Origin of the sequence: Streptomyces sp. NPDC014623, from assembly GCF_043088245.1 — a bacterium.
Lineage (GTDB): Bacteria > Actinomycetota > Actinomycetes > Streptomycetales > Streptomycetaceae > Streptomyces.
Map to the genome: position 1 here is coordinate 194,119 of NZ_JBIBZU010000004.1, position 13,501 is coordinate 207,619.

Below are 13,501 nucleotides of genomic sequence, written 5' to 3' on the forward strand. Positions count from 1 at the left end.
AGGCGGTGACGCGTGGGAACACGATACGGGGTGGTGGAGCGGGGAACCGGGGCGGTGCGGAAGCTTGCGTACCGCGTGCTGCGGGGCTCGTCACCTTCCTCTCCCGTCCGGAGGCCGGGTGCCCCGGGACACCCGTGGGCCCGGTTTCCCGCCTCCGGCGTCCGAGGGTGCCCGGACGGGCCGGTCGGGCGCGTCCGGGCACGGTGACGGCTACTTCTCCGTGACACCTGCGGAGTCGAACGTCGCCACCTCGTGCATGGCACGGGCCGCACTCTGCACGATGGGGAGCGCGAGGAGCGCGCCCGTGCCCTCACCGAGGCGGAGGTCCAGATCGACGAGCGGGCGCAGGCCCAGCTTGTTGAGGGCCGCGACGTGACCGGGTTCCGCGCTGCGGTGGCCCGCGATGCACGCGGCGAGCGCCTCCGGGGCGATCGCCCGGGCGACCAGTGCCGCCGCGCCGGCGCTCACACCGTCCAGGATCACCGGCGTACGGAGCGAGGCGCCGCCCAGCAGGAAGCCCGCCATGGCGGCGTGCTCCAGGCCGCCGACCGCGGCCAGAACGCCGATCGGGTCGGCCGGGTCGGGCTGGTGCAGGTCCAGGGCGCGGCGGACCACGTCGACCTTACGGGCATGCATCTCGTCGTTGATCCCGGTTCCGCGACCGGTCACCTCCGCCGGGTCCATGCCGGTGTAGACACAGATCAGTGCGGCCGAGGCGGTGGTGTTGGCGATGCCCATCTCGCCGGTGAGCAGGCCCTTGTTGCCTGCCGCCACCAGGTCGCGGGCGGTCTCGATGCCCACCTCGATCGCGGCGAGCACCTCTTCGCGGGTGAGGGCCGGGCCGGTGGTGAAGTCGGCAGTGCCGGGACGGACCTTCCTGGGCAGCAGGCCGGGGGTCGCGGGGAGTTCGGCTGCCACACCGACGTCGACGACGCAGACCTCGGCGCCGACCTGGGCGGCGAAGGCGTTGCAGACGGCGCCGCCGCCGAGGAAGTTGGCGACCATCTGGCCGGTGACCTCCTGCGGCCACGCCGTGACGCCCTGGGCGTGCACCCCGTGGTCACCGGCGAAGACCGCGACGGCCGCGGGCTCCGGGATCGGCGGCGGACAGAGCCGGGAGAGCCCGGACAGCTGCGCGGAGATGATCTCGAGCATCCCGAGCGCGCCGGCGGGCTTCGTCATCCGCTTCTGGCGTTCCCATGCCTCACCGAGCGCTTTGGCGTCCAGGGGGCGGATGCCGGCGATGGTCTCCTGGAGGAGGTCGTGCGGCTCTTCGCCGGGCAGGGCGCGACGGCCGTACGTCTCCTCGTGGACGACCCAGGACAGCGGGCGGCGCCTGGACCAGCCCGCCTGCGTCAGCTCGGGCTCCTCGGGGAACTCGTCGACGTAACCGACACAGAGGTAGGCGACGACTTCGAGGTGCTCGGGCAGGCCGAGCGCGCGGACCATCTCCCGCTCGTCGAAGAAGCTGACCCAGCCGACACCGAGGCCCTCGGCGCGGGCGGCGAGCCACAGGTTCTCCACGGCGAGCGCCGAGGAGTACGGGGCCATCTGCGGCTGGGTGTGCCGGCCGAGGGTGTGGCGGCCGCCTCGGGTGGGGTCGGCGGTGACGACGATGTTCACCGGCGTGTCGAGGATGGCCTCGATCTTCAGTTCCTTGAACTGCTTGGCCCGGGCCTTGGGGAGCGACTTGGCGTACGCCTCACGCTGGCGCTGCGCCAGTTCGTGCATGGAACGGCGCGTCTCCGCGGAACGGATGACGACGAAGTCCCAGGGCTGCGAATGGCCGACGCTCGGCGCGGTGTGCGCGGCCTCCAGCACGCGGAGGAGGACCTCGTGCGGGATGGGGTCGCTGCGGAAACCGTTGCGGATGTCACGCCGTTCACGCATGACCCGCAGGACGGCTTCACGCTCGGCGTCGTCGTAGCCGGGAGCGGGAGCGGATGAGGGGCCGGCTTCGCCCTCGGCAGGGACCGCGGCCTCGGCGGTGGTCTCCTGCGCCACCTCGGCGAGCGGGGCTTCTCCGGGAGCGTCCACGATCTCGGGAGCGCCCATGGCCTCGGGAGCTTCCACGAGCGGGGCCGGGGCCTCGGCTGCCGGTGCCTGCGCGTCCAGGGGCTGCACTTCCGGGACCACGGCTTCGGCGCTTCCGGCCTGCGGGGTCCCGGCTTCCGGGGTCCCGATGGTCTCGGACCCCGCATCGGGCTCCGGCTCCGCGAGGGCCTGGGGCCCGGCCTGCACGACGACGGGCTCGGGAGCCGGCCCGGGCTCCGCGACGGGCTCGAACTGGACTTCGGGCTGGGCTTCGTGCTGGGTCTCAGGCGGCTGGACGGCGACAGGCTCCGTCACCTCCACGGCCTCGGGCCCGGCCGGGGCGGGAACCGCCACGGGGGGCCCGGGCTGCGGCGCGGGTCCGGCACCCTGCTCGGGCTCCGCGGCGGGGCCGGCCGTCGCCTCGGCCACGGGCGTCGGCGCGGGGAGCGGGGCCGTGGGTACCGGGCCCTCCTCGGGCACGGACTGCCCCATCGGCGCGTCCGGGACGGCTGCCTCGACGGGCGGTTCGGCGGGCGCCTCCACCGGTACGTCCGCCGGAGCCTCGGCCAGGGCATCCACGGGGTTCTCCCCGGCGGTCTCCGCCGCCGGCTCTGCGGGGGCCTCCGGCAGCACGGCAGCCGCCGGCTCCGGGGCGACCGTTTCTGCGGGCGCGACGGACGCGACAGGCACCACCGCTTCGACGGGCTCGGCGGGAAGAGCAGGCGCGACATGCTCGACGGGTGCGGCGGGCGCCTCGGGCTCCGCGACGGACTCAGGAGCAGCGGCCGGCTCGGGGGCGGCCACCGGCTCCGCGAGGGGCTCGGGCTCCGCGACCGGTTGCGGCTCCGCGGCCGGCTCGGGAACGGCAACCGGCTCCGGTGCCGGGACCGGCTCCGCGAGGGGCTCGGGCTCCACGACCGGCTGCGGCTCCGCGGCCGGCTCGGGAACGGCAACCGGCTCCGGTGCCGGGACCGGCTCCGCGAGGGGCTCGGGCTCCGCGACCGGCTCGGGCGGGCCCCATGCCGGCGCGCCCTGGGGCGGGATCTCGCCCAGCTGCGGGCCCGGCAGCATGGACGCGTCGTCCGCCGGGACGTCGATGTACTCAGGGCCTGTCGTCGCCGGCCCGGCGTGCCGCACGGGCATCGGGTTCTGCGGGCCGGCCGGCCCGCGGTCCGCGAGCGAGCGGACCACTCCGCCGGTGTGCGCCCCTCCGTAGGAGGGTGCCTCGGTGGACACAGGACCGCGGTGCAGCGGGCGGCGGGCCGGCGCGGCGGCGGCCGGGACCTGCACGGGCCGGTGCGCCGGGAGCTGTACGCCGTTGAGGTCGGACACGCCGGACCCGTACGTGCCGTTCACGCCCTGCTCGGGCGCCGGGGACTGCTCGGGCAGGCCCGCGGGCGCCGCCGGAGCGTCACTCCACGCGCCCTGGGGGGCGGGCATCAGAAGGAGGTCGTCGTCCTCGGACGGGTGCTCGGAGGGTTCGAGGTAGGTGTAGGCGTCCGGTGCGGGGACACCCGGCTGCTCCACCATGCCTGCGTTCTCCGGCAGTCCCTCGCCCGGGATCTGGCCGGTGTCAGTCATGCGTACCCCTCGCCCATCGTCAGTGCTCCTTCGCCCTTCGCCCGGGATGCCCGAACCACGGCACGCCGGTGCTCGTCAACTAGAACGAGCGGGCTCCCCGCGCGGCACGAAACGCGCACGGAGGTATATATTCTCGCGTCCGCTCGCCGCCGCGACAGACAGTTCTGCCTCGGCTCGCTGTGGACTGCGCCACGTTGCGCGTCCCCCGGTTTCGCTGTACCACGTCGCGGAACAAAACGGTCCACTTTTCCGGACATTGACGAGCGAACCGTCGAACAGACGGGCGCGGCACAACAATCGGTCAGCCTACCTCGCGCTGCCCCGCGACCACCTCATGGGGCGAGATCGGGGCGCACCGCGGAGAGCAGGAACACGACGGAGCGTTCGCGCTCGGCCCAGGCCGAGGTGTCCATCTCCACGGACTGGAGCAGCGCGCACTCGACCGTGTACCCGCTCGCCGCGAGGGCCGCGCCGAGCGCCTCCGCCTCGTCCCGGTTCGACGCATGGGTGACGACGCGTTCGGGCCGCCGGTCGGCGACCGCCGTGACCACGGGGACCCCTCCGCCGCCGATCCGCACGACATCGGGTTCGGGCAGGCGTTCCAGGACGTGCGGGGCGGTGCCCCTGACGACCTGGACGCCCACCTGGAACGTGCGGGCGGCCGCCGCCGTACGCGCGCAGGCGTCCGGGTCGCTGTCCACGGCGATCACCGCTGCGCCGAAGCGGGCCGCCTCCACGGCGAGGGCACCGCTGCCGGAACCGATGTCCCAGACCAGGTCACCGGTACGCGGCCCGAGGCGGGCCAGCTGGGCCGCTCGCAGGCCGGGCGACTCCCCTTCGCCGCCCCCTCCCGTGCCGCCGTACGCGGCGGCGGGCAGGGCCCAGCCGCGGATGCTCTCGGGGCGGGCGGGGCGGCGGCCGGCTATCCAGGCGCCGTTGGCCGCGGTCTCGGGTCCGCCGCCGATGACGATGACGACGTTGGGGTCGCGCCAGGTGTGGTCGGCCGTCTTGTCGGAGGTGAGGACGGTGACCCGCTCGCGTACGGTGCCGAGCTCCTCGCAGATCACGAAGGTGCGGTGGACGCCTTCGAGCAGCAGGGCGAGCTCGACGGGGCCCGCGCCGGGGGACGTGAGCACGGCCACCTTGTGGTGGGCGCGGATGACGTTGACCGCGCGGCGCAGGGTGCGGGGGTGGGCGACGACGATCTGTGCGTCGTCCCACGGCATGCCGGCACGGGCGAAGGCGGTGGCGACGGACGAGACGGCGGGGACGACCTCGACCTCGAGACCGTGTTCGGGCTTGCGCAGGGTGCGCACGACGCCGAAGAAGCCGGGGTCGCCGTCGGCGAGGACCACGGCGCTCCCCCGGTGGCCGGCGATCCTTCGGGCGGCCAGGTCGACGCTGCCGAGGCGGATGCGTTCGGCGCGCCCGGGGACTTCGGGCAGCGCGAGGTGGTGGGCGGCGCCGGCGACGAGCGTGGCGGCCGAGAGCGCGGCCGTGGCCGCTCTGGTCAGTGGCGAGCCGTCCCAGCCGATCACCGTGACCCGGTCGGCCATCGTCGTCAGTCTCCTGGGGTGTGAGCAGGCGGGTTCTCCGCGCGGGGCGGGCGGAGCAAGGGTGAGCGTATCCGGTCCGTACCAACGTCCTGCCGGGGGCTCCCGGAGCCCGGGCGGGAGGTCAGTTCCAGTCGTCGTACGTGCCGTAGCCGCCCGTCTCGGCCAGCTGTTCCGCGACGCCTTCCAGGTCCTCGGGCAGGAGCCCCCACACGATGAGGTCGGTCCTGATGTCGGTCCAGCCCCCGTCCTCGGTCGCGGTCCTGGCTATGCGGGCGTTGCGCAGGACTCCCTCGCTGATGCAGCCCAGCTTCTGGGCCACCTGCTGGGAGGCGGTGTTCCCGGCAGGGGTACGCAGCTCGATCCGCTCGAAGCCCTGGTCGCGGAAGAGCCACTCGGCGAGGGCCAGCACGGATTCGGTGGCGTACCCCTCACCGCGTGCCCAGGGGGCGGTGATGTAGCGGACCTCGGTGGCCAGGGTGCGCCGGTCGGTGTTGAGGAGGCGCACCGAACCGACGAGGCGCTGGGTGAGGAATTCGGTGACGGCGAAGACTATGCCGTTGCCCTGGGTGCGTTCGGCGGGGGCGATCCTGCGGACCCAGCGTTCGGCGTCGACCTGGGTGTAGGGGTGCGGTGCGTCGGTCCAGGCGGTGACCAGTTCGTCGTTCATCATCTCGATGTACGCGGGGACGTCCGCCATGTCGAAGGGGCGCAGCACCAACCTGTCCGTGCTGATGGAGATGGACGGGAAGGTGGTAGTCATGCGCAGCTCCATGCCGAAGACCGTGTAAAGGCACCAGCATGCAGCATCGGCCCGTGAATGCGCATGACCGGGTCCGCACGGCGGAGCCCCGCGCACCCTGACGGGTGTGCGGGGCTCGTGGGACAAGTAGCGTCTGGGTGTCAGGACTTGGCGGGCGCGCCGAAGGCGGGGATGATCGAGCCCTTGTAGGTGTCCTCGATGAACTTCTTGACCTCGTCGGAGTTGAGCAGCTTCACGAGCTTCTGGACCCGGGGGTCCTCCTCGTTGCCCTCCTTGACGGCAAGGAGGTTGGCGTACGGGTTGCCCTCCGCCTTCTCCAGGACCAGGGAGTCCTTGCCGGGCCGGAGGCCGGCCTCGAGGGCGTAGTTGCCGTTGATGACGGCGGCGTCGACGTCGTCCAGGGCGCGCGGCACGGTCGCGGCCTCGATCTCCTTGAACTCCAGGCCCTTCTTGTCCGTGATGTCGCTGAGCTTGGCGTTGGTGCCGACGCCGTCCTTGACGGTGATCAGCCCGTTCTCGGCGAGCAGCTGGAGCGCACGGCCCTCGTTGGTGGTGTCGTTCGGGACGGCGACGGTCTGGCCGGCCTTGATGTCCTTGAGGTCCTTGGCCTTCTCCGAGTAGAGGCCGAGGGGCTCGAGGTGGACGTCCACCACCGGGACGATGTGGGTCTTGTTCTTCTTGTTGAAATCGTCCAGGTAGGGCTTGTGCTGGAAGAAGTTGGCGTCGACCTGGCCGTTCTCGGTCGCGGTGTTCGGCAGGACGTAGTCCGTGAACTCCTTGACCTCCAGCTCGAGGCCGGCCTCGTCCGCCAGGTTCTTCTTGACGTAGTTCAGGATGTCGGCGTGCGGCGCCGGTGACGCGGCGACGACGAGGGCCTTGGAGGTGTCCGCGCCGGCGCCGGTCCCGCCCTCGGCGGCCGGGTCGGAGTCCGTACCGCAGGCGCTGAGCCCGAAGGCGAGGGCGGCGGTGGCTGCGGCGGCAGCGGTGATCTTGATGTTCCTACGCACGAAGAGTGCCTCTTTCCGGTGGTGATGGTGGTGCGCCCGGACAAGGAGTCCGGGCTTCGGGGAGAGATGACGTTCAGGAGGTGGTGCGGCCCCTGCGTGCCAGCAGGCGTGCGGCTCCGTCACCGATCAGCTGGACCACGGTCACGATGACGATGAGCAGCGCGACGGTGATGAGCATGAACTGGTCGTCGAAGCGCTGGAACCCGTAGGTGACCGCCTTGGAGCCGAGCCCTTCGCCGCCGACCGCGCCGGCCATCGCGGAGTAGCCGATGAGCACGATGACGGTGGTGGTGACGGCGGAGACGAGCGACGGAAGCGCCTGCGGCAGCAGCACCTTGCGGACGATCGTCGGGATGGACCCGCCCATCGACTGGACGGCCTCGACGAGCCCGTGGTCGACCTCGCGCACCGCGGTCTCGACGAGCCGCGCGAAGAACGGGATGGCACCGACGGCGAGCGGCACGATCATCGCGGACGGGCCGATGAAGGTGCCGACGACCCAGGTCGTGAAGGGGATCAGCGCGATCAGCAGGATGATGAACGGCAGGGAGCGGCCGATGTTCACGATCACGCCGATGACCTTGTTCACCACGAGGTTCTGCAGCAGTCCGCCCTTGTCGGTGAGGACGAGCAGAATGCCGAGCGGCAGCCCGCCGATGACGGTGACGAGCGTGGACCAGAGCACCATGTAGAGGGTGTCGACGGTCCCCTGCGAGAGCAGTGGCTGCATTTCGGACCAGGTCACTTCGCCACCTCCTTGGTGATCGGGGCGGGGGTCTGGGCGGGGATGCCGGCGGCACCGGCAGGGGCCGTGTCCGCGATTTCTGCCTGGAGGCCCTGTTCGCGCAGGAAGCCGATCGGTACGACGTTCTCCTCGAAGCCGCCGGGCAGCTCGATGCGCATACGGCCGATCTGCTTGCCGCCGACGGTGTCCATCGCGGCGCCGAGGATCGAGATGTCGATGTTGTACGTGCGGGAGAGCTGCGAGATCACCGGCTGGGCCGCGGCCTCGCCGTGGAAGGTGACGTCGACGACGGTGGATCCGGGGCCGGAGGCGGCGCCGCCGACGGGGAACAACTCGTGGGCCAGCTCGGAGCCGGGGGTGGCCAGCAGTGCGCCGACCGTGCCCGACTCGACGATCCGGCCCCTCCTCATCAGCGCGGCGGAGTCGCAGACGGTCTTGACGACGTCCATCTCGTGCGTGATGAGCAGGACGGTGAGGCCGAGCTCCTGGTTGAGGTCGCGCAGCAGCTGCAGGATGGAGCGGGTGGTCTCGGGGTCCAGTGCGGAGGTCGCCTCGTCGGAGAGGAGCACCTGCGGGTCGCCCGCGAGGGCGCGGGCGATGCCGACGCGTTGTTTCTGCCCTCCGGACAGCTGGCCGGGGTAGGCCTTCGCCTTGTCGGCGAGACCGACGAGGTCGAGGAGTTCGAGCGCCTTACGGGTGCGTGCCTGTCCGGAGAGCCCGAGGATCTCCAGGGGGAGCTCGACGTTGCCCCGGACGGTGCGCGAGTCCAGCAGGTTGAAGTGCTGGAAGACCATGCCGATGCGGCTGCGCGCCCGGCGGAGCTCCTTGCCGGCGCGCCGGCCGCGGCCGGCGAGTGCCGTGAGGTCCTGGCCGGCGACCGTCACGGTGCCCGAGGTGGGGCGTTCGAGGAGGTTGACGCAGCGGATGAGGGAGGACTTGCCGGCACCGCTCTGTCCGATGACGCCGTAGACCTCGCCCTCGCGGACGTGCAGGTCGACACCGTCCAGGGCGGTGACCTCACGGCCGCGTGACTGGTAGACCTTCGTGAGGCCCGAAGTGGTGATCACAGGGTTTCCGTCACTGTCGAGTGCACGGCGCGGTGTCCGCCGGGCACGGGGCATTCGTCTGGTGAGACTTTTCTCAGTGGTCGGCCGGGGGAGCCCGGCATGTCCGGCATCGGCGGGGCGCCGGGTGCGGGACGTGCTCAGGCCGGCTCGATCCGCCGGGTGCGGGCGGCACGGGCTCGGTCTCGCTTCGGGGCGCGAGGCTCAGGCGGGGGCCCTCAGAAGGCGCGCATTCGACACGTACAACGAGCACCGGGCGTCAGGATCGCCTCGGTCGCAGGGCTGCGGTAGCTCGTCGTGGTCATGCCCCAAGTAAAACAGACGTAACGTTCCAGCAGTACGCCGTGTCCGAATAGCGGACGCCGGTGGACAGTGCTCCCCGCACGAAGGACCCTCTCACACGCTGCTTTGACCAGCGAAAACACGAACCCTCTCCGCACACCCCCGCAAGCGACGGCAGGATCGCGCTGTGTGCACCCTGTGGCAAAGGCCACGATTCCGCGACGCCCTCCGGGGCAGCCCGCCCCCGGGCCCGCACGCGGCTGCTCCACCCGTCCGTAATACCCTCGCTTCATGCTTGACGCCCTGACGGTCGCGGTCGCCGTGGCCGCGCTCGCCCTCGCCGCCTGGTGCGGGTTCGCCGCCTACCGGGACCAGCCCACGAAGGACTGGCACTTCATCGGCATGGCGGTCGTCTCCGTGCTGGCGCTGGCGCAGCTGCTCGTGGGGATCGTGCAGCTGGCCCGCGGTGAGCGGCCCGGACAGGGCATGACGATCTTCATCGCCTACCTGATCGGCGCCTTCGCGACCGTGCCCGCGGCGGGCTTCCTGTCACTGTCGGAACGGACCCGTTGGGGTTCGGTGACGGTCGCGGCCGGTGCGGTGGTGCTCGCCGTCCTCGAAGTGCGGCTCTACGACATCTGGGGAAACTGACCATGAGCGACACCGACCGCACGGGCGCGTCCGCGGTACCGGCCCCGGAGCGGGACGCTCCACGGCGGAAGCAGCAGTTCGAGCTCGGTTCCGGGCCGGGGCGGGTACTGGTCTGGTTCTACGGGGTGTTCACCGTGGCCGCCGCGTCCCGTTCGATCGTCGAGATGCTCCTGGACTTCGGCAAGGCCCCGCTCGCGTACGTCCTCTCGGCCGTCGCCGCCGTCGTCTACGGCTTCATCACGTACTCGCTGGTGCGGGGCGGGGAGACGGCGCGCAGGGCGGCGCTGGTGTGCTGCGCCGCCGAGCTCGCGGGGGTGCTGGTCGTCGGCACCTGGACGCGACTGGAGCCGTCAGCCTTCCCCGACAGCACGGTGTGGTCGGATTTCGGCGTGGGCTACCTGTTCATCCCGGTGCTCCTGCCGGTCACCGGGATGATCTGGCTGCGCCGCGCACGGAAGGCCTGACACCGGGCGTCAGCGGTGCCGTTCAGGCACTGGCCGCATAGGCCGGTGCGGTGGCCTCCTTCTCCAGCAGGACCAGCCTGACGCCGTCGCCCCCGGTGGCGTTGCCCACCCGGGCATAGCCCGCCTTGCGGTAGAGCCGCAGATTGCCTTCGCTCCGCTCTCCCGTGTGCAGGCGGAAGCGGGTGGCCGAGCGCCCGTCGGCGAGGCCGGATTCCGCGGCGCGCAGGAGACGGGTGCCGAGGCCGTGCTTACGGAGCCTGGGGTGGACGCAGAGCTTGCCGATCCGTCCGGCGCCGTCCGTGTCGGTGAAGCCGCGTACCGAACCGACGACTTCGTCTCCGAGCCGGGCCACGAACACCAGGTCCGTGGCGACTTCGTCCCGGACGGATTCGAGGGGCTGGACGAGTGGGTCGATCCGGTAGTTGCCGTAGAGCTCCGCCTCGCTCTGGAAACAGAGGTACTGGAGTCTGAAGATCTGCTCGACGTCCTGTGCTGTCGCCGCCGAGATGGTCACGCTCATGCCCATGTGTGCATGCCTCCCGCTCACCTGGTCCGCCGGTTGTCTACCCCTGCTCTCCCCGCAGTCCAGGAGACGCAACCTCCGCCGCCAGCATTCTGCGCAGACATCCAAGGCATCGGGAACGCGTCGGACCCAAACTGCCCTGTGACATACCCAACTCCCCTGCGATTTCCCGGTACGTCGGATCGTGGGGAGCCAGCATCGCCTCGATCAGCCGCGGACATCTTCCGGGTAACCGGCCCACCGCGTCCCGCAGGGCGCGGCGTTCGTCGGCTCCCACCGCGATCCGTTCGGGGGAGCCGGCCCAGTCGCCCAGGGGGCCACCAGGGGTGTAGGCGCGCTCGCGCCGGGCCCTGCGGCGGGCGGTCCGTGCTTCCGCCCGCACGGCCGCGCGGACCCAGCGGGCGGGATCGGCGGGCGCGTCCGGGCCGGTCCGGCGCTCCAGCAGCCGTAGCCACACCGCCTGTTCCAGGTCCGCTGCCTCGATTCCGGCGGCCTGGGCCTCGGCTCCGGCCTCCGCGCGCACCAGCGCGTGCAGGGCGTGCACGACGGCTGGCCCACGGCCGCCCGTGCCGTCGGCCGGGGCCTCAGGAACATGATCAAGAAGAGTCATGTCCCGTCAACGCCCCCCGTGCGTGGCGGGTTGCCGTGCACGGGGAGCTCCACCCGACCGGGGGATGCGCGCTCCGGCCGGATGACACCCGGCTCCTGGTCCTCAGCCCCGGGCGAAGTCGGCGGCTGCGAGGAGGGCGGTGTCCGGGTGGTCGGAGAAGATCCCGTCGATGCCCGCCTCGAAGTACGCCCGGAGCGCGCCGAAGACGTCGCCGTACGCGTTCGGGTCCGTGCCGCGCCGGAAGTCCGCGGGCAGGAAGGTGTTCTCGTTGCGCATCGTGTACGGGTGGAGGACCAGACCCCGCGCGTGCGCGTCCGCGACCAGGGTGGTGGGGGTGGTCAGCCGTCCCGCACCGTCCCTCGGGATGACCAGGTCCAGTGCCGGGCCGATGCCCTGGGCGAAGGACGCGATCCACCTCAGTCCGGCGGGCGTCACCAGATCGGCGACGGTGCGGGGGTCGCCGGCTTCCACGAAGTCCCAGGGCCGTTCCTTCGGGCCGGACAGCAGGACGACACGGGGCGTGGCGACGAGCTTCGACAGCCGCCGCATCGAACTCGGCTCGAAGGACTGGAGGATCGCAGGGGAGTCCGCCCGGTGCCGGCCATGCCGGCGCAGCAGCTTGGCGAGCGGCTCCTCCAGGCCGAGCCCCAGGCCCCGGAAGTAGGAGGGGTGCTTGGTCTCGACGTAGAGCCGGACGGGCTCGCCGCGCCTGCGGCCCTCCTTGTCGGCCCAGCGCAGGACCTCCTCGAAGGTGGGGATCTCCCACCGGCCGTCGTACAGCGTGTTCTTCTGGCGGGTGCCGGGGATGCGTTCCTTCGCGCGGAGGGTCTTGAGCTCGGCGAGGGTGAAGTCCTCGCTGAACCAGCCGGTGAGCGACACCCCGTCGACCTGCTTGGTGGTCCTGCGGCCCGCGAACTCGGGGTGCTCGGCCACGTCCGTGGTGCCGGTGATGTCGTTCTCGTGGCGGCAGACCAGGTGGCCGTCCTTGGTCGGCACGAGGTCCTGCTCGACGATGTGCGCGCCCATGTCCAGGGCCAGCTGGTAGGAGCCGAGCGTGTGTTCGGGACGGTAACCGCTGGCGCCGCGGTGCCCGATGACGGTGGGCACGGGCAGATCCCTGAAGGAGCCGTCGCCCCGGCCGTTCGGGGTGCCCTGCCCGGCGGCGTACGCCGTGCCGGACAGGCCGAAGGCCGCCGTGCCGAGGACGGCCGCGCCCAGGAGGCTCCGCCGACCGGGTGCCGGCTGCACGAGATCTGTCATGAACGCTCCTTGAGTGGTGAGGTGATGTGATGTCCGGCACCTTCGGGGCAGGCTCGATCGTAGGCAGCTACGCCATCGGTGGGGCGGCCCGTGGACGAACATGGCGGAAACACACATCAACACTGCGTATCCGCGGGATGAACCCGATGTGCGCGGAGGCAGTACCCGCGAGTATCGTCCTCACCTGCATATACCCTCGCGAATGCCCGCCCCGGCCGCCCGGCCACGACACCGGAGGATGCGTTGTCCCGACTCACGGTCATCAAGGCAGTGCTCGGACCGATCCTGCGCCTGCTCTTCCGGCCGCAGGTGGAGGGGGTCGAGAACATCCCGGGCGACGGCCCGGTGATCCTCGCGGGCAACCACCTGACGTTCATCGACTCGATGATCATGCCGATCTGCTGCGACCGGCCGGTGTTCTACATCGGCAAGGACGAGTACGTCACCGGCAAGGGTTTCAAGGGCCGGCTGATGGCCTGGTTCTTCACGGGCTGCGGGATGATCCCGGTGGACCGGGACGGTGGCCGAGGCGGCGTCGCGGCGCTGATGACGGGCCGCCGGGTGCTGGAGGGGGGCAATGCCTTCGCCATCTACCCCGAGGGCACCCGCTCCCCCGACGGCCGGCTCTACCGGGGCCGCACCGGCATCGCGCGGCTGACCCTGATGACCGGTGCGCCGGTCGTGCCGTTCGCGATGATCGGCACGGACAAGCTGCAGCCGGGCGGCGCGGGTCTGCCCCGCCCGGGCAAGGTCACGGTCCGTTTCGGTGAGCCGATGGAGTTCTCACGCTACGAGGGAATGGACCGCGACCGCTACGTCCTGCGGGCGGTGACGGACTCCGTGATGACCGAGGTGATGCGGCTGTCCGGCCAGGAGTACGTCGACATGTACGCCACGAAGGCCAAGGCCGCCTGACCCGGACGGGCGGAATCCGGTACCCGGCGCGGCTGCGCCGGGCCCCTCG

At 71.7% G+C, this 13,501-nt stretch carries 12 protein-coding genes; 3 read left to right on the forward strand and 9 right to left on the reverse strand.

The features are described 5' to 3' along the window. Positions 1 to 210 precede the first annotated feature (210 nt). From cobT to ACF1FZ_RS09435, 6 genes are all read right to left on the reverse strand, one after another. Positions 211 to 3,615 (reverse strand): nicotinate-nucleotide--dimethylbenzimidazole phosphoribosyltransferase, encoded by a 3,405-nt coding sequence (gene cobT / locus ACF1FZ_RS09410; RefSeq protein WP_391772761.1) that lies wholly within the window; start codon positions 3,613 to 3,615, stop codon positions 211 to 213. 332 nt (positions 3,616 to 3,947) lie between these two features. Next, positions 3,948 to 5,171 (reverse strand): precorrin-6y C5,15-methyltransferase (decarboxylating) subunit CbiE, encoded by a 1,224-nt coding sequence (cbiE, locus tag ACF1FZ_RS09415; RefSeq protein WP_391772762.1) that lies wholly within the window; start codon positions 5,169 to 5,171, stop codon positions 3,948 to 3,950. Positions 5,172 to 5,292: 121 nt separating this feature from the next. Beyond that, positions 5,293 to 5,931, reverse strand: coding sequence for a GNAT family N-acetyltransferase (locus ACF1FZ_RS09420; RefSeq protein ID WP_391772763.1), 639 nt, complete (start codon positions 5,929 to 5,931; stop codon positions 5,293 to 5,295). A 140-nt stretch (positions 5,932 to 6,071) separates the two neighbouring features. After that, a complete protein-coding gene (locus ACF1FZ_RS09425) occupies positions 6,072 to 6,938 on the reverse strand; it encodes a MetQ/NlpA family ABC transporter substrate-binding protein (RefSeq protein ID WP_391772764.1) in 867 nt (288 codons plus the stop codon). Between the two features lie 73 nt (positions 6,939 to 7,011). Next, the gene (locus tag ACF1FZ_RS09430; RefSeq protein ID WP_391772765.1) at positions 7,012 to 7,683 is read right to left on the reverse strand and encodes a methionine ABC transporter permease; all 672 of its coding nucleotides are present in this window, start codon (positions 7,681 to 7,683) and stop codon (positions 7,012 to 7,014) included. Continuing rightward, entirely contained in the window at positions 7,680 to 8,750 is a 1,071-nt protein-coding gene (locus ACF1FZ_RS09435; protein ID WP_391772766.1) for a methionine ABC transporter ATP-binding protein, read from the reverse strand. The genes ACF1FZ_RS09430 and ACF1FZ_RS09435 overlap by 4 nt, the downstream gene beginning before the upstream one ends. 570 nt (positions 8,751 to 9,320) lie before the next feature. Here ACF1FZ_RS09435 and ACF1FZ_RS09440 point away from each other — a divergent pair. Both ACF1FZ_RS09440 and ACF1FZ_RS09445 read left to right on the forward strand, forming a co-directional pair. Further along, positions 9,321 to 9,680 carry a hypothetical protein gene (locus ACF1FZ_RS09440; RefSeq protein WP_391772767.1) on the forward strand — a complete coding sequence of 120 codons (360 nt, stop codon included), beginning with the start codon at positions 9,321 to 9,323 and terminating at the stop codon, positions 9,678 to 9,680. Between the two features lie 2 nt (positions 9,681 to 9,682). Further along, positions 9,683 to 10,144, forward strand: coding sequence for a hypothetical protein (locus tag ACF1FZ_RS09445; protein ID WP_391772768.1), 462 nt, complete (start codon positions 9,683 to 9,685; stop codon positions 10,142 to 10,144). A gap of 22 nt (positions 10,145 to 10,166) precedes the next feature. Here ACF1FZ_RS09445 and ACF1FZ_RS09450 read toward each other — a convergent pair whose 3' ends face one another. The 3 genes from ACF1FZ_RS09450 to ACF1FZ_RS09460 all read right to left on the reverse strand — a co-directional run bounded on the left by ACF1FZ_RS09450 (position 10,167) and on the right by ACF1FZ_RS09460 (position 12,537). Next, a complete protein-coding gene (locus ACF1FZ_RS09450) occupies positions 10,167 to 10,670 on the reverse strand; it encodes a GNAT family N-acetyltransferase (protein WP_391772769.1) in 504 nt (167 codons plus the stop codon). A gap of 37 nt (positions 10,671 to 10,707) precedes the next feature. Further along, the gene (locus ACF1FZ_RS09455; RefSeq protein WP_391772770.1) at positions 10,708 to 11,277 is read right to left on the reverse strand and encodes a sigma-70 family RNA polymerase sigma factor; all 570 of its coding nucleotides are present in this window, start codon (positions 11,275 to 11,277) and stop codon (positions 10,708 to 10,710) included. A 102-nt stretch (positions 11,278 to 11,379) separates the two neighbouring features. Then, a complete protein-coding gene (locus ACF1FZ_RS09460) occupies positions 11,380 to 12,537 on the reverse strand; it encodes a glycerophosphodiester phosphodiesterase (RefSeq protein ID WP_391772771.1) in 1,158 nt (385 codons plus the stop codon). Between the two features lie 243 nt (positions 12,538 to 12,780). On the opposite strand from ACF1FZ_RS09460, the gene ACF1FZ_RS09465 reads away from it, so the two are divergent. Further along, entirely contained in the window at positions 12,781 to 13,452 is a 672-nt protein-coding gene (locus ACF1FZ_RS09465) for a lysophospholipid acyltransferase family protein (protein ID WP_391772772.1), read from the forward strand. Positions 13,453 to 13,501 lie beyond the last annotated feature (49 nt).